Origin of the sequence: Flavobacterium sp., from assembly GCF_030146175.1 — a bacterium.
In the GTDB taxonomy this organism is placed as follows: Bacteria; Bacteroidota; Bacteroidia; order Flavobacteriales; family Flavobacteriaceae; genus Flavobacterium.
Window position 1 is genome coordinate 1 of record NZ_JASLCE010000137.1, and the last position, 17,225, is coordinate 17,225.

Below are 17,225 nucleotides of genomic sequence, written 5' to 3' on the forward strand. Positions count from 1 at the left end.
TGTGAAGCGATGAGCGAAGAAATGCGTCGCGACGAATCGATATATTTAATGGGTGAAGAGGTAGCCGAATATAACGGAGCCTATAAAGCTTCCAAAGGAATGTTGGATGAGTTTGGTCCGAAACGAGTTATCGATACGCCTATCGCCGAACTAGGTTTTGCCGGAATCGCGGTGGGTTCTGCTATGAATGGTAACCGCCCGATTGTGGAATTCATGACGTTTAACTTTTCATTGGTGGGAATTGACCAGATCATCAACAACGCTGCAAAAATGCGTCAGATGTCTGCCGGACAATTCTCAATGCCTATCGTATTCCGTGGTCCTACAGCTTCTGCCGGTCAATTGGCAGCAACGCACTCACAGGCTTTCGAAAACTGGTTTGCCAATACTCCGGGATTAAAAGTAGTGGTGCCTTCCAATCCATACGATGCAAAAGGATTATTAAAATCGGCAATCCGTGATAACGATCCGGTAATCTTTATGGAATCCGAACAAATGTACGGTGATAAAGGTGAAGTGCCGGAAGGAGAATATACTATCCCATTGGGAGTGGCTGAAATTAAACGCGAAGGAACCGACGTGACGATTGTTTCATTTGGTAAAATTATCAAAGAAGCGTATATCGCTGCTGACGAATTGGCTAAAGAAGGTATCTCTTGTGAGATTATCGATTTAAGAACCGTTCGTCCGATGGATTACGAATCGATCCTGAAATCGGTTAAAAAAACCAACCGTTTGGTAGTGTTGGAAGAAGCATGGCCGTTTGGTAGTGTGGCTTCGGAAATTACCTATATGGTTCAGGAAAAAGCATTCGATTATTTGGATGCTCCTATTCAGAGAATTACTACAGCCGATACACCGGCACCGTATTCTCCTGTGCTTTTAAAAGAATGGTTGCCTAATGCAGCTGATGTTGTAAAAGCAGTGAAGAAAGTTACCTATAAATAAGAAAATATAATTTATATTTGAAGCTTCATCTGTAAAACAGATGAAGCTTTTTTTTTGCTTATGAGGAAATTATCTTACGCACTATATTTAATTTTTATCTTTTCCATTGGATTACAGGCACAGACCAAGGTGACCGGTACGGTTTACGACGAAATGAACGAACCGATGCCGTTTGCGAGTGTCTATTTTAAAGGAACTACAATTGGTGTTACAACCAACGAAAACGGGAAGTTTACCTTGTCGTCGGATACCACCCAAAAAGTATTGGTAGCCTCTTTTGTAGGATATACGAATCAGGAGGTTGTCCTGAAAAATGACGTAACCGAAAACTTAAAAGTCAAACTGACGATAGGACAGGAGTTGCAGGAAGTACTCATTGTGAACAAACCTAAAAAGCACTTGTCCAAAAAGGAAAATCCAGCCTATCGTATCTTACAGGGGATTTGGGCGAATAAAAAGAAAAATGGTGTAAAACTGGCAAAAGCCTATGATTATGAACGTTATTCTTCGGTAAGCCTTGGATTAAGTAATCTTGACAGTGTTTTCCTGCGAAAAATTGTAGGAAGCGGCTATGATTCCGTGGCGGCAATCGTAAAAGAAGAACGTCGACAGAATAAATTTATCGTACCGGTATACATGAAAGAAACCAACGAACATGTATATGGGAACAACCTCCTCAATAAGGAGCGAATCGATATGGAAGCCGAACGTAATACCGGGCTAAATCAGCGCGGATTTATCTTCGACCGGATCAGTAATACTTTTACGACGATTGATGTATATGAAGACGATATTGTGATTCTGAACAAAGCGTTTGTGAGTCCGATTTCTACCCGTGGATATGGCGTTTACGAATACCTGTTAAAAGATAGTATCGTTGAAGGCGGAAAAAAAACATACCATATTTATTTCTTCCCAAGAGAATCGGCCGACCTGGTTTTTGAAGGAAGTTTTAAAGTAACCGATAAAAACTTTGCATTGACCGAAATTTCAATGCGTACCAATAAAAATATTAACCTGAGTCTGGTGCGAAATCTGTATTTCGAAAAGTACTTCGAAACGGTTAATGATACGATGTATTTGCCAACCCGGGATTATTATGAAGGCGATTTTACGTTGTTCACAAAAAGCGACGATGAAAAAGGATTCTATGTAAAAAAGAATCTCGTTTATAGTGATTATGTCCTCAATCAGCCAAAAGACGATGCGTTCTACGATGGTAAGATTATCCAGACCCGAGGCGATCAGTTTGATAAAGAAGATCAATACTGGAAGTCACTACGGGCTTCCGAACTCAAAACCGAAGAAACACGTAAGGTAATCCAGGATTTAAAATCGAATAAAAAAGTGCGGAGTGTTACCGATATTATCACGGTATTGTCGTCGGGCTATATGGGCTTGTTTGATGGAGTTCAGATCGGATATTTATGGCAGCTTTTTACCAATAATAATGTGGAAGGACTACGAATCAGAGCCGGTTTTCGAACGTACAAAACCGATAACGATCGTTTCCGCGCGATGGTTTATGGTGCCTATGGAACCAAAGATAAAAAGTTTAAATACGGAGCAGAAGCCAAATACCTGTTGAGCTTTAAACCGCGTATCGTGGTGGGAGCTTCTCATTTGGATGATAACCTGCAATTGGGTGGTAAATTGATCGAAACGGATGAATTATTGCCGAAAAACCTGAATACAAATGTGATCATCGGACGTGGGGAAAATTACTTCCTGTCACGGGTAAAACGAACTTCGGTTAATTTTGATTTTGCATTTAGTAATAATTTGCACATGAATGTTTCTTCCGTTCGCCAACAAATCAAAGCAGCCGATCCGGAACATTTTTCTATCGATTATGCCGATCCGCAAACCGGATTAACACAAACCGGACTAACGGATTATACTAGTAATATATCCCTAATCTATACGCCGGGCCGATATGTATACGGTTTTGGTGTGGATCAGAAATTGGGAACAACCTTATATCCTACGATCATCTTAAAATACATCCGCGGTAATAAAGGTGTTTTTGGGGGTGATTTTGACTATAACAAAATTCAGATGTCGGTGAACAAACCGATCTTCCTGAGTAATTTCGGAACCTTAAAAACCAATGTGGAGTTCGGAAAAGTATTTGATGCAGTTCCGTTACCGTTGCTAAACCCGATTACTGCCGACCAGACGTTTTCCGTAGTGCCGAATTCGTTCTCCTTGCTAAACTATTATGATTTTGTGACCGATACCTATCTGGCCGCTCATTTTGAACATCATTTCAACGGGCTTATCATGAACCGTATTCCGTTGCTCAAAAAGCTAAAATGGAGAAGTTTGATTTTTTACCGATTTGCTTACGGTAGTATCTCTCAGAAAAATATCGATATGAACCGTTCGTTTATTGCCTATCAGGCACCGTCGGATAAAGTGTATAGCGAATATGGATTCGGATTTGAAAATATCGGTTACGGAAACTTCCGACCATTCCGGGTGGACTTTATCTGGAGAAACGATTTTACTGCCGTTAATGGAAAACAATCGCCGGGCTTCGGAGTGCGTTTCGGCTTTATCCCGGAATTCTAGTAGAATTGTAAGAATTTAAGCTAAAGCATATCAAAAGCAATGCATTAAATGGAATTAAACTTGTGAAAAATCAATTTTATTATACCTTTGCAGTCGCTTAATTTAGAACAAAAAGTATAAAAATGAGTACACTTACTATTGAATCATTCGATGCGTTTATCGAAATCCCAAGAGGAAGCAGAAATAAATACGAATACGATTTTGAACAAAAGAGAATCCGTTTTGACAGAATGTTATATTCGGCCATGTTTTACCCGGCTGATTACGGATTTATTCCTGAAACTTTAGCTTTGGACGGTGATCCGCTTGATGTTTTGGTATTGTTTACGGAGCCTTCTGTTCCGGGATGTTTGGTTGAGGTAAAACCAATTGCTGTTTTTAAAATGGCAGATGATAAAGGTCCGGATGAGAAAATCGTTTGTGTACCGGTATCCGATCCGATTATGAATAAATTAAACGATATCTCCGATATCAATATTCATACAATCAAAGAAATCGAGCATTTCTTCCAAGTGTACAAAGATCTTGAAAACAAACAGGTTGATGTACAGGGATGGGGCGATGTGAAAGAAGCACAAGCCATGATCGAAGAATGTGCAAAACGTTTCCAGGAATTGGATCAGGCAAAAAAAGACAGCTATTCGATTAAATTATAATATCAAAAGCCTCATGTATCATGAGGCTTTTTTTATGGATTTTAAGTAACTTTAACAGCATTATAAACACAAACGAAACACAGGTTTGTGTTTTGTTGTTTAAAGATAACCGGTATCGTAAATATGGCAAACAGAAGAAACTTTATCAAAACAACAGCGATCGCTTCGGTGGCTGTGGCGTTAAATGCATTCGGAAAAAAAGAGGATACGGAAACGACATTGGTTCCCAAAGGGGCGATTCGCAAACCAATCGTACTTTCGACCTGGCGTTTTGGAATTCCGGCTAATGAAGCCGCCTGGGAAATTCTGAAAAATAAAGGTCGCGCACTCGATGCTGTCGAAGCCGGTGTTCGCGTTCCCGAAGGTGATCCTAATGAAAGAAGTGTCGGTTATGGCGGACGTCCGGATCGCGATGGACGCGTAACGCTCGATGCTTGTATTATGGATGAATATTCCAATATCGGATCTGTAGCCTGTCTGGAGCATATCAAACATCCGATTTCGGTGGCACGGGCGGTAATGGAAAAAACACCACATGTGATGTTGGTTGGCGAAGGAGCATTTCAGTTTGCACTTTTACAAGGACATGAGAAAGAAAACCTGCTAACGGAAACGTCCGAAAAAGAATGGCGGGAATGGCTGGAAAGCAGTAACTATAAACCGCTTGTAAATATCGAAAACCACGATACGATCGGGATGATTGCAATGGATGCAAACGGCAATCTTTCCGGTGCCTGTACAACCAGCGGAATGGCTTATAAAATGCATGGTAGAGTAGGCGATTCGCCTATAATCGGCGCGGGTTTGTATGTCGATAATGAAATCGGCGCAGCAACCGCCACCGGTCATGGGGAAGAGGTTATCCGTATTGCGGGTTGCCATTTGGTGGTAGAGTTAATGCGACAGGGGAAATCGCCGCAAAAAGCCTGTGAGGAAGCCGTAAATCGGATCATCAAACTCACGAAATACCGGAATAAAAATCTAAACGATATTCAGGTCGGATTTATTGCTCTCAATAAAAAAGGCGAACACGGTGCCTATTGTATTCAAAAGGGATTTAACTATGCGAAATACGATGAAACCGGAAACAACTTACTCGATGCCAATTACTTTTTAAAATAAGATGAAACAACTGGAAATAGCCTGCTTTAATCTGGAATCGGCGGTAATTGCCGAACAGGGTGGCGCCGATCGTATTGAATTATGTGAAAACCAACTTTTGGGTGGCACGACACCCGGTTTCGAAATGCTTCGCGAAGCCTGTAATCGGATAAAGATCGATATATATGTGATGATTCGCCCAAGAGGGGGAGATTTTCAGTATACTCCGGAGGAATTGGAACAGATGAAAGCCGATATCCTACGGATAAAAACACTCCCGGTAAAAGGGTTTGTTTTTGGTGTGTTGGATCAGGAGAATGCCGTTGCGATTAAAGAAAATACGGAACTGGTACAATTGGCAAGTCCGCTGCCATGTACGTTTCACCGCGCATTTGACGAAATTCCGGATTTGGAACAGGCAATAGACGATTTGGTGTTCTGTGGTTTTTCGACTATTCTTACGTCCGGTGGACAGCCTAATGTGGATGAGGGGGAACGAACATTGATGGAGTTGGTTGCCTATGCCGGAAAACGCATTGCCATTATGCCCGGAGGCGGATTGCGATCGACGAATATTTTCAGAATTGCGACGCGAACCAATGCCGGATTTTACCATTCGTCAGCGATAAACGATACCAGTGGAATCGCCGCTATTGATGAGGTAAAAGCTTTAAAAAAGAATTTACTGTTTTGAGAATCAGACCTGACAGGTTTCCAAAACCTGTCAGGTCTAAAACTATAAAACCTGTCAGGTCTAAAACTGAACCGTATAAAAATAAAGGCTACCATTTGGTAGCCTTATCTGTTTTAAAATAATCCGTTGATCTCAGCATCAATACGGTTAATGATATTTCCTAAATCTTCCGGGTTGTCCACAAAGTTGATATTGTCTACATCGATGATCAGTAATTTCCCTTTGGTATACGTCTGAATCCAGGCTTCATAACGTTCGTTAAGTCGGCTTAAATAATCAATGGAAATTGTGTTTTCATATTCCCGACCTCTTTTGTGAATCTGAGAAACCAGATTAGGGATCGAGCTACGCAGATAGATCAATAAATCCGGTGGTGCGACCAAACCTTCCATCAACTCGAAAAGCGACGTATAATTACTAAAGTCACGGTTGGTCATCAATCCCATTGCATGCAAATTGGGCGCAAAAATATGAGCATCCTCATAAATCGTTCTGTCCTGAATAATCTTTTTTCCGCTTTCGCGAATCTGTAATATTTGTCGGAAACGGCTATTCAGGAAGTAAATCTGAAGGTTAAAAGACCAACGGTCCATCTGATGGTAAAAATCGTCCAGATAGGGATTGTCAACCACATCTTCAAAATGCGGTTCCCATTTGAAATGTTTGGCCAAAAGTCGGGTTAATGTCGTTTTTCCAGCACCAATGTTTCCTGCTACAGCTATATGCATTATGGTAAAGTAATTTTATAATTTCTGATTTCGTTATTGGTAAAAGTAGCTAAAATTTGCTCTTTATAATAAAAACTTTCAAGGCTTTTTTCGGGTACTACTATATTTATAGTAGCCGCATTTTCTAAGTCATAAAGAAACAAGCGGTTGTCTTTTTGAAAGAGAATCTGCTTTGGTGAAATAAATTGTAGTTGATCAAATGTCGGAACCTGTCCGAGGAAACTAATTTTTCCGAAAATGGTAGACGCGTAGCAATTATTTCGGATGTCAACCCAGTAAAAATAGTTGTAATCCGATTGGTATTGTTGTATCGCATCTTTAATTGGCGTTGAAATCGGAGTAAACGTGTTTTTAAAAATATCGTATAGTCCCAGTTTTTGCGAATTCAGGTCAAATAACCACAACCGATTTTGCGAAGCCAGACTCACAGCTTGCGGGAACAGTTCCGGATTGGTTTCGGAAAAATTGATCTTTTGTATTTCGTTTAACTGGTTGTCGAGTAAAACCGCAGCATTAAAAGTCTTGTAATACAACACCAGTTGCAATGGGTTTTGAAGATCGACTTGTTTGAGAGTGCCAAACGAAAGATTTCGGTACTGAAATTGCTGGTTTCGGTTGGTTTTTCGGAATTCATTGTCTTTGATGGTATAGGTATTTCCAAACGGATCGTTTCCAATAAAAAGGGCACTTTCCGTTGGTGCAGACGACAGCAATACCGGACGGATATCCTTTGTTTGAGCACGAGTCTGAAGACCGGTAATAAGAATCAGGAAAAAGACAATTTTCTGCATCATGCCGCAAATTACAAATAAACCTTTTATAATATAAAGTGTCTTATATAAAATTAAGTACAACTTGTAACAAAACGGGACTTTAAAAGTCTTATTCAAAAGCCAAACAAAAACAACAAGATGAAAAAAACAATACTGACAGGGATAGCATTTTTAGGTTTTGCTGTCTCGGCTATGGCCCAAAATTTCCAGGGTATGGCCGTTTATGAGTCAAAAACAACGGCTCCGGAATTTAAAATGGAGGGGAATGGCATTACGCCGGAGATGCAGAAAATGATTCAGGAGCGTATGAAAAAAATGCTGGAAAAAACCTTTGTGATGAATTTCGACAAATCGGCTTCGATTTATAAAGAAGAAGAAAAGCTTGATGCTCCGGGACAGCAGGGACCTGGCGGACGAATGATGAATTCGATGATGGGCGCCGGTGGAACCTATTATAAAAACATTAAAGATAAAACCTATACCGTAGACAAAGAGTTTATGGGAAAAGAATTTTTGATCAATGACTCGCTACCAAAATTAAACTGGAAACTGGAAGGAGAAACCCGAAGAATTGGCGATTATAACTGTTTTAAAGCAACGGCTGTAAAACCGGTAAGTCAGTCGGATTTCCGTAATTTCAGACGAAAAAAAGACGGTGATAAAAAAGAAGAGCCTAAAAAAGAAAAAACAACCAACTTTATGGACGATTTCGAAATGCCGAAAGAGATCACGATAACCGCCTGGTATACGCCGGATATCCCGGTAAGTCAGGGGCCGGAAAGTTATTGGGGTTTACCCGGACTGATTCTGGAAGTGAACGATGGTCGTACGGTGATTGTATGTTCTAAAGTGGTGATGAATGCCAAAGAGAAAGTGGAAATCAAAGCACCTAAAAACGGGAAAGTCGTAAAACAAAAAGAATACGACGATATCGTAGTGAAAAAAATGGAAGAAATGCGCGAAATGAATGGCGGTCAAGGTCCTGGTCGTGGACAGCAAATGCGATTCGGCCGTTAATTCCTGCTAACAAATAAGTTTATAGCCTCTGCCTCTTACATTGATGATTTGAATGGAAGGGTCGGAGGCTAATTTTTTGCGCAGTTTTGAAATAAATACATCCATACTCCGACCGTTAAAAAAGTCGTCTTTTCCCCAGATTCGCAGTAAAGCAGCCGATTTGTCGAGGATTTCATTTTTGTTTTCCAACAGCAGTTTTAAAACCAATGCTTCCCGATGGGTAAGGAAATGAGCCTGCTCTTCGTAGGATAACATTTGCTTGTTGTAATTAAAATCGTAGGAACCAATACGATTTTCGTCGTCGGCATTCTGACGGGAAATCCGTCCCAGTAAAGCATGAATTCGTACGATGAGTTCTTCCATGCTAAACGGCTTTTTGATATAATCGTTTCCGCCATAATGGAATCCGTCCACTACATCCTGTACCTGCGATTTGGCACTTAAAAACAATAAGGGCGTGGTTTTGTCGGTTTTCCGAATTTCCTGTGCCAGCGTAAAGCCATCTTTTTTTGGCATCATAATATCCAATACCACTGCATCCGGTTTTTCGGTTATAAAGGCTTGATAAGCATCCTCTCCGTTTAAACAATGGGTGACTATAAAATCACGGGTTTCCAGACTTTCTTTGATGATCAATCCAAGTGTCGCTTCGTCTTCCGCTAATAATATCGTGATCTTAGGATTCATAGGGCAAAGTGATTTTAAAAGTGGTTTGTATATCGGGAGTCAGTTCCAGTGTACCACCGTGTTTTACAATAATGGTCCGGGCATAATACAAACCGATTCCAAAACCTTTTTCGTCGTGGCGGTTATGATTCGGAACGCGGTAAAATTTGTCGAAAATCTTCTGACGCTGCGATTTTTCAATTCCGGAACCCGTATCACTAACGGTAAGGATTACTTTTCCATCGGTTGTATTCAGGTCGATTGTAATCCGATCACCGCCATATTTAATCGCGTTGTCAATTAAATTGTTAATCACATTTTCAAAATGAAATACGTCAACAGCGGCCATGATCACCGACTGTGGTGGGTTAAATACTATCGTTTTTTCAGTGTTGATTTGTATTTTTTCGATACTATGGCGTATCAGTTCCGTAAGATCGGTAGCTTCTTTTTGCAGTTGTAACTGATCACTTTCCAAAATGGAAGTCTCCAGTATTTTTTCTACAATCTGATGCAGTTTGGCCAAATGCTGATTGGAAATGGCCAGGTATTTTTTGGTCTTTTCCGGCTCGTTGTCGGTATTGAATTTTTCGATCCCTTCCAACGCACTGGTGACGACGGCAATCGGTGTTTTGAGTTCGTGGGAAACATTACTGATAAAATCATTTTTGATGACGGCCAGTTGTTTTTGTTTCCGGATGATGTACAACAAATAAAAAAGGGAGAAGATGATACACAACGATAAAATTAGCGACAATAGAATACCGGCAAGGCCTTCTTTTAAGGTTTTAAAAAAGATATCCGGAAAAAATAATTCCAACTTACCGTCTTGTGGCAGGTAAGACGATTTGGATGTCGTGGTAAAACGATACTGTTTGTCACCCGGGTTTTGGTATTCGGATACCGTGCGATGGTTCCGCGAGTATAAAAGCCCGTATTTAAAGTCAAGTTGTTTCCGGGCAAATTCCCGATCGAGATAGGTCGCCATTTTAGGAAGATCGATACTATCCTGACGTACGGCAATGATGATTTTCTGGGCAAGTACCTGTATGTTTTTAATTTCGGAAACGGAAGGATTGGTTTCGTCGGAGGTGTATTTAAACATAAACCGCCTGTTTTTTTTGTCTTTGGACGTATAGCGTTTGATTTCGGTCCGGTATACCTGTACCTCTTTTTTAGGGTCTGAAGCAGGCATATCCGCAGGAGAAGCGAAGTTTATCGTATCGCGAGAGGTGATGTTCGATTTGGCTTTGTCACTGTAATAGCTGTCAATTCCATTATCGAAGGCGATCTGAATCGTATTGATCAAACGTTGTTTGTTGGTCCGGTAGTTGGTGATGTTCCAATAGATCTGTATCCCAACGGTAATCAGTACCGTAAAGGTGACCCAATAGATAATATGGTTCCGGAAAAATGATTTCATCTGTCAAAAGTAGTAACTGTTCGGTTTGCTTTTTTAGCGTTAACACTCGTTAACACTCATTACAATCCGATTAAGATTCGTCAAAATACATTTGTAACAGGAAATTACTAAAAATAACAGTATGAAAAACAGTATTACCGCCGTAATGGTATTCTTCCTTTTGTTTTGTAAAGGAGAAAGTATCGCCCAACAAAGCTTTAGCGGAAAAGCAACGTATGAATCAAAACGGGATATGTCGAAATTAAAAGTGGAAGGAAATGCCATGACGCCCGAAATGCAACAAAACCTGATGGCGCAATTCAAAAAAAGCATGGAGAAAACCTTTGTGCTGGATTTCGATAAAACCACATCGCTGTACAAAGAAGAACAAAAACTGGATAATCCGCTGACGGCATCCGGTCCGGGTGTTCGGGTGCGAATATCGAGTAGCGGCGGACTTTTATATAAGAGCGTAAAAGAGAAACGTTATGTGGAAGAAAATGATATCTTCGGAAAAGAATTCCTGATTAAAGATACGTTGCCAGACTGGAAATGGGAAATGGGATCGGAGACAAAAATGATTGGCGATTATACCTGTTATAAAGCGACAGCCATTCGGAAAAGAACGTTGGAGCCGACTCCAAAAGATAAAAAATCAGTATTGAATATTGACGAAAGCGCACCAAAAGAAATCCGTATTACGGCCTGGTATACGCCGGATATCCCGGTAAGTCAGGGGCCGGATAATTATTGGGGATTGCCGGGATTGATTCTGGAAGTGAATGATGGCGACACCACGATATTGTGCTCTAAAATTGTTTTAAACCCGAAAGAGAAAACAGTGATCAAAGAACCGACCAAAGGCAAAGTGGTGACGCAAAAAGAGTACGACGAAACTCTTCGCAAAAAGGCAGAAGAGAATATGGAAATGAATAAAAATGAAAAAGGACGAACCGTAATCCGTATCGGCGGTTAATCGGAAAATGAAATAGTGTACCATTTTCGTAACAAAAAATAAAAAAAAACGTCTATAAAGATTGAACCAAATTCAATTTTCGGAGTCTTATTGGAATGTAATGCTCAAAAAGAAAATAAAACCCTTGTAATGAAGAAATATCTACACCTATTATTTTGCCTGCTGTCGCTAACAGCTTTTTCCCAGAATATCCGTTACGAAGGCGTGATCAAAGATACGTTGGGCGCACCGTTGGAAATGGCAAACATTATGGCGATCAACAAAGACACCAAAGCCATGGATGCCTATGCGATCACTAACGATGCGGGAAAGTTTCAAATGTCGCTTAAAGCGAATGCCAACTATACCATTAAAGCCAGTTATATCGGCTATTCGGCTTATGAAGCCGATCTGAAAACCGGAACGACCAATATCAGTAAAACGATAAATCTTCACGAAGGAATCGATTTGCAGGGCGTACAAATTGTAAAAGAAATGCCAGTAACGATCAAAGGTGATACGATTGTATATAATGCCGATTCGTTTAAAAACGGTACCGAAAAAAAACTGGGTGATGTCCTGAAAAAACTTCCGGGTGTTGAGGTGAATGCCGATGGTGAGATCGAGGTGGAAGGGAAAAAAGTGCAAAAGGTAATGGTGGAAGGGAAAGATTTTTTTGACGGCGATACGAAAATCGCGACCAAAAATATCCCGGCGGATGCTTTGGATAAAATTCAGGTATTGCGGAATTATAACGAAGTGTCCAATCTGAAAGGACTGGAAAATAATGAAGAAAACGTAGCGCTAAATATCAAACTGAAAGAAGGAAAGAAAAATTTCTGGTTTGGGGAAATGTTGGCCGGAATTGGCGTAGGACATAAAGAAGACCGACATATCGTAAATCCGAAATTGTTTTATTACAATCCGAAATACAGTATCAATGTGATCGGAAATCTGAATAATATCGGGGAATTGCCACTAACGATGCAGGATTATTTTAAATTTTCGGGTGGTTTTAAAAACATGATGCGAAAAGGCGGAACTTCATTTAACGTGACGTCAAACGATTTGTCGATCTTAGGACTACGAAACAACCGGGCAAAAGAAATCGACACGCAATTTGGCGCGGCCAATTTTAGCTATAATCCGTCGAAAGCCTGGACATTGAGCGGATTTGGTATCTTTTCAGCCAGTAAAACCGACCTTGAAACCAATTCGAGAACGGTGCGAACCGATAATCTGCCGGATGGAACTACCGCTACGGTTACCGAAGATCGCCAGGATCTTACCCGACAAAAAACCAATCTGGGCTTGTTTAAATTGAGTTCCAGTTATGTACCGTCGGACAAAGTGCATTTTGATTATGATGCGTTTATCAAGGTTTCGGATCAAAAAGAAACGAATAGTGTTTACTCGAGCTTGCTGGACGATATCTATACCAATAAAAAACAAAAACCATTTTCAATTAGTCAGAACCTGAATTACTATTATACGCTAAACGCGAAAAACGTATTTGCGTTCGAAATGCAACATTTGTATCAGGAAGAAGATCCGTTTTATAATGCCAATCTGCAATTGCAACCGTTTCAGTTGCCGGGTTATGTGGTGGGACAAAACCGAAATGATCTGACACAAAATCGTTTTGTAAAAACCAATAAATTGGATGCTAAATTCGATTATTACTATATGCTTACGCCGAAAAGTAATATCAATGTGACCGTTGGAAATACCTTTTCAAACCAGCGTTTTAATTCACATATCTTCCAGATTCTGGACAATGGAAATACCAACGATCTAAACGATCCGCAGAATAACAATGACGTGGATTATACGTTTAATGACGTCTTCTTAGGTTTACATTACAAATTTATTACCGGGAAGTTTACGTTTAATCCGGGCTTTAGCTTGCATAGCTATACGATGAATAACGAACAGTTACAATCGGAATTTAAAAACAATTTTGTTCGCGTATTACCGGATTTTTACGCCCTATACCAGATCAAAAAATCGGAAACGCTGACGTACAATTTTTCCCTGACGAATAATTTTACCGATATCAACAAACTGGCCGAAGGTTATGTGTTTTCAAACTATAACAGTTTGTTTAGCGGAAACAGAACATTGGAAAATTCGTTGTCTCAGGTACACAGTCTGCGCTATTTTAAATACAACATGTTTAATTTCGAAAATATTTTTGCGAACATTACCTATACCAAACAAACGGATGGCGTAAAATCGAAAGCCCTTTTCGACGGCGTAAATCAGGTATCGTCTTCGGTGAATATGCAATCGGCTTTTGCGGACGAAAGTTTTACAGCCAATGCGAATTACGGTCGTTCGTTCCTGCGTTATTATAAAGCATCGATCGGTGGAAATTTTAACTGGAGTAAAAACAACAATATCCGGGTGTTTCAGAATGGCGTAGAGGAAATTCAGACAACCGATTCGTATACTCAGAATTATAATGTAAAGTTTTCCACGAATTTTAAAAAGCTTCCGAATCTGGAATTGGGCTACGGATTTACAAAAAATGATTTCTATAGTGATACGTTTTTTGTGGATAGTCCTTCGGTAACGTTGGAGTATTTCTTCTTGGATGCTTTTTCGCTTACATCGGATTATACTTTTTATCACAACCGCAATAAAGCCAATACAATCGATAACGAATACGATTTCCTGAATGCGAGTTTGTCGTATCAGAAAAAAGACAGTAAGTGGGAATACAAACTGGCGGCAACGAATTTATTAAATACGACCTCACTAAACGATAGTAGTTTTAATCAGTTGGGCGGATCGAGTAGTTTTTCGCAATATCTGGTACAGCCGCGTTATATAATCTTTAGCCTAAAATACAATTTATAAGGGCTTTTATTCCGGTGAAAACCGGTTATAAGTAATAAAAAAAGGGCTGTCTATTTTTTAGACAGCCCTTTTTTGTATATGATGATCAACTATAAACCAAACGCTTCTTTAACCGCGTCTACATAGTCTAATTTTTCCCATGTAAACAATTCTACGGTAACGGTTTTTTCTTTTCCGCCCGGAGCGATAAACGTTTTGGTTACGGTTTCCGGAGTTCTTCCCATATGACCGTATGCAGCCGTTTCACTGTAAATCGGGTTTCTTAGTTTTAAACGTTGTTCGATAAAGTATGGACGCATATCGAAAATGCTTTCTACTTTTTTCGCGATTTCACCATCGGTAAGGTTTACTTTCGATGTTCCATAGGTATTGATATAAATACCCATTGGTTTTGCCACACCGATAGCATACGATACCTGAACCAGGATCTCGTCGGCAATACCGGCAGCAACAAGGTTTTTCGCGATATGACGGGTTGCATACGCCGCACTTCGGTCTACTTTACTCGGATCTTTTCCGGAGAAAGCACCACCACCGTGTGCCCCTTTACCACCGTAGGTATCTACAATAATTTTTCGTCCTGTTAATCCGGTATCACCATGTGGTCCACCGATAACGAATTTACCGGTAGGGTTAATGTGGTACTGGATTTGATCGTTAAATAAGTGTGCATATTGCGGGTTTTTCGCAATGATACGCGGAATTAAAATCTCGATAATATCTTTTTTGATCTTAGCCAGCATGGTTGCTTCATCGGCAAAATCATCGTGTTGCGTCGAAATTACAATAGCGTCGATACGTACCGGTTTGTTATTGTTATCGTATTCCAGAGTTACCTGCGATTTAGCATCCGGACGTAAGTACGTAATTTCGTTATTTTCTCTTCGTAATTCGGAAAGCTCCTGTAATAACTTATGAGAAAGATTTAGTGCCAATGGCATATAATCTGCGGTTTCGTTGGTTGCATAACCAAACATCATTCCTTGGTCACCAGCTCCCTGATCTTCTTTATTGGAACGGTCTACACCTTGGTTGATGTCTTGTGATTGTTCGTGAATAGCCGAAAGTACGCCACAAGAGTTGGCTTCAAACATATATTCACTTTTGGTATAACCGATTTTTTTGATCACCTCACGTGCAATTTGTTGCACATCCAGATAGATTTTCGATTTTACCTCACCGGCAAGAATTACCTGTCCGGTTGTAACAAGGGTTTCACATGCTACTTTCGATTCTGGATCGAAAGCTAAAAAGTTATCAATTAATGCATCAGAAATCTGATCAGCAATTTTATCCGGATGTCCTTCACTTACTGATTCTGACGTAAACAAATAAGCCATAAGTTCAATTTTTATGATTAAGCGAGGAAAAATTATTGCAGGAAATGCATAAAGAAGTGACTACTGCTTTAGCATTTTTTTAATACCGATAGTACTATCGGTAAGAGGTTGCAATCAGTTCAAATTTTTCCTCTTGAAATTTTTTGTTTGCAAATTTATAAAAGACTTCGTTCTAAATAAAGAAAAATAACAAAAAAAAATAACGAAAACCATCTAAAATGTGAAAACTACGATTTTAACAATTATCAAATTGTTAAGCTATGTAATTAAATTATTACATTCGTCGCATTATAACTCTTAAAAAACTTTCACATGAAGAAAAAATTACTTTCTTTACTATTCTGTCTTCCTCTTTTCGGACAGGCACAAAATCTTTACAATTATGGTTTTGCTGGTACAACGGCTGATTTAACAACTGCGGGTTGGGTAAGAACCAATCAAAGTACTTCTGCTTCTACAACATTATGGACTGTAGCGAGCTATACTCCGGTTGTAGTAAGTGCAACAGTACAGGCAACTCCATTCCAGACTCAGGCCTATACGACTGGACAAACTTGTCCAATTCCCAACGGACAGGACGGAACGCCTAATACATTTGCTTTGGTAAACTTTACCAGTACATCAAGTACTTTGACGTCTGGTGCGACCATTAGTAACTGGTTAATTTCTCCGGTTGTTACAGTACAAAACGGTGACGTTATTTCATTTTACACACGTTTAGGGAAATATTCGGCTACCAATTCAGCTTCTTATGCGGATAATTTACAGGTACGTATGAGTACAAATGGTGCGGCTACTGTAAACCCATCTACAGGACCAACTGGAGTAGGAGATTTTACCAATTTATTAGTAGAAATCAACCCTACTCAAAACTTAACTTCTTTCCCAACAAACTGGACACAGTATTCGTATACAGTAACTGGATTAACTGGGCCAACTGCTGTAAAAATCGGTTTCAGATATTTTGTAACAAATGGTGGTCCTAACGGATCAAACTCTGATATCATCGGAATTGACACGTTCTCTGTTGACAGACCATTGGGAACTCAGGATTTCTTCGCGAAAAACTTCTCTGTATTCCCGAACCCAGCTAATGATGTGTTAAACATTGCTGCTAAAAACGGAATGGAAATCAAAGGAATTCAGGTTACAGATTTAAACGGAAGAATTGTAAAATCGGTAGCAGTACAAGGACAGGCAGAAGCTCAGATCAATGTTTCTGATTTAACTGCCGGAGCTTATTTTGTTTCGGTTCAATCGAATGAAGGAACTGCTACATCGAAGTTCTTGAAAAACTAAACAATACTCGCTATTAAGTTAGTGCAAAACCTACCCCTTCGGGTAGGTTTTTTATTTATTATTGAATTTTAATTCTTTTTAAAGTAAAAATAATTCATTCATATAATTGTCTTTGGAATTATATAGATATTACCTCCATGTCTAAAATTTAACAACTATAAAAAATGAAATTGTTTTTATTTATTTTATTAGCATCGGGTACGATAAATG

The 17,225-nt window shown here is 39.7% G+C and carries 14 protein-coding genes; 9 read left to right on the forward strand and 5 right to left on the reverse strand.

The window, feature by feature from the left end:
* The 5 genes from Q1R07_RS15320 to Q1R07_RS15340 all read left to right on the forward strand — a co-directional run.
* A partial coding sequence (locus tag Q1R07_RS15320; RefSeq protein ID WP_300491942.1) for a pyruvate dehydrogenase complex E1 component subunit beta occupies nt 1-948 on the forward strand: 948 nt, incomplete at its 5' end.
* A gap of 60 nt (nt 949-1,008) precedes the next feature.
* Nucleotides 1,009-3,522, forward strand: coding sequence for a DUF5686 and carboxypeptidase-like regulatory domain-containing protein (locus tag Q1R07_RS15325; protein WP_300491944.1), 2,514 nt, complete (start codon nt 1,009-1,011; stop codon nt 3,520-3,522).
* A 122-nt stretch (nt 3,523-3,644) separates the two neighbouring features.
* Nucleotides 3,645-4,178, forward strand: a complete 534-nt coding sequence (locus Q1R07_RS15330) for an inorganic diphosphatase (protein WP_136403644.1) — start codon at nt 3,645-3,647, stop codon at nt 4,176-4,178.
* A 123-nt stretch (nt 4,179-4,301) separates the two neighbouring features.
* Nucleotides 4,302-5,300: a N(4)-(beta-N-acetylglucosaminyl)-L-asparaginase gene (locus Q1R07_RS15335; RefSeq protein ID WP_300491948.1), complete on the forward strand. Its 999-nt coding sequence runs from the start codon at nt 4,302-4,304 to the stop codon at nt 5,298-5,300.
* 1 nt (nt 5,301) lies between these two features.
* Entirely contained in the window at nt 5,302-5,973 is a 672-nt protein-coding gene (locus tag Q1R07_RS15340; RefSeq protein ID WP_300491950.1) for a copper homeostasis protein CutC, read from the forward strand.
* 113 nt (nt 5,974-6,086) lie between these two features.
* Here the strand turns inward: Q1R07_RS15340 and Q1R07_RS15345 are convergent, their stop codons facing one another.
* Together Q1R07_RS15345 and Q1R07_RS15350 are read right to left on the reverse strand one after the other, a co-directional pair.
* The gene (locus Q1R07_RS15345) at nt 6,087-6,701 is read right to left on the reverse strand and encodes a deoxynucleoside kinase (protein ID WP_136403641.1); all 615 of its coding nucleotides are present in this window, start codon (nt 6,699-6,701) and stop codon (nt 6,087-6,089) included.
* The gene (locus tag Q1R07_RS15350; protein WP_300491954.1) at nt 6,701-7,495 is read right to left on the reverse strand and encodes a hypothetical protein; all 795 of its coding nucleotides are present in this window, start codon (nt 7,493-7,495) and stop codon (nt 6,701-6,703) included. The genes Q1R07_RS15345 and Q1R07_RS15350 overlap by 1 nt, the downstream gene beginning before the upstream one ends.
* Nucleotides 7,496-7,612: 117 nt before the next feature.
* Between Q1R07_RS15350 and Q1R07_RS15355 the strand changes: the two genes are divergently transcribed.
* Nucleotides 7,613-8,491 carry a GLPGLI family protein gene (locus tag Q1R07_RS15355; protein ID WP_300491957.1) on the forward strand — a complete coding sequence of 293 codons (879 nt, stop codon included), beginning with the start codon at nt 7,613-7,615 and terminating at the stop codon, nt 8,489-8,491.
* A gap of 6 nt (nt 8,492-8,497) precedes the next feature.
* Here Q1R07_RS15355 and Q1R07_RS15360 read toward each other — a convergent pair whose 3' ends face one another.
* Both Q1R07_RS15360 and Q1R07_RS15365 read right to left on the reverse strand, forming a co-directional pair.
* Entirely contained in the window at nt 8,498-9,178 is a 681-nt protein-coding gene (locus tag Q1R07_RS15360) for a response regulator transcription factor (RefSeq protein ID WP_300491959.1), read from the reverse strand.
* Nucleotides 9,168-10,580: a HAMP domain-containing sensor histidine kinase gene (locus Q1R07_RS15365; RefSeq protein ID WP_300491961.1), complete on the reverse strand. Its 1,413-nt coding sequence runs from the start codon at nt 10,578-10,580 to the stop codon at nt 9,168-9,170. Before Q1R07_RS15365 ends, Q1R07_RS15360 begins: the two co-directional genes overlap by 11 nt.
* Nucleotides 10,581-10,701: 121 nt before the next feature.
* Between Q1R07_RS15365 and Q1R07_RS15370 the strand changes: the two genes are divergently transcribed.
* Nucleotides 10,702-11,535, forward strand: coding sequence for a GLPGLI family protein (locus tag Q1R07_RS15370; RefSeq protein WP_300491963.1), 834 nt, complete (start codon nt 10,702-10,704; stop codon nt 11,533-11,535).
* A 129-nt stretch (nt 11,536-11,664) separates the two neighbouring features.
* Entirely contained in the window at nt 11,665-14,376 is a 2,712-nt protein-coding gene (locus Q1R07_RS15375) for a TonB-dependent receptor (protein ID WP_300491965.1), read from the forward strand.
* Nucleotides 14,377-14,465: 89 nt separating this feature from the next.
* Here the strand turns inward: Q1R07_RS15375 and metK are convergent, their stop codons facing one another.
* A complete protein-coding gene (metK, locus tag Q1R07_RS15380; protein WP_300491967.1) occupies nt 14,466-15,716 on the reverse strand; it encodes a methionine adenosyltransferase in 1,251 nt (416 codons plus the stop codon).
* A gap of 312 nt (nt 15,717-16,028) precedes the next feature.
* On the opposite strand from metK, the gene Q1R07_RS15385 reads away from it, so the two are divergent.
* On the forward strand, nt 16,029-17,015 hold the full coding sequence (locus tag Q1R07_RS15385) for a choice-of-anchor J domain-containing protein (protein ID WP_300491970.1): 987 nt from the start codon (nt 16,029-16,031) through the stop codon (nt 17,013-17,015).
* Nucleotides 17,016-17,225: the final 210 nt, after the last annotated feature.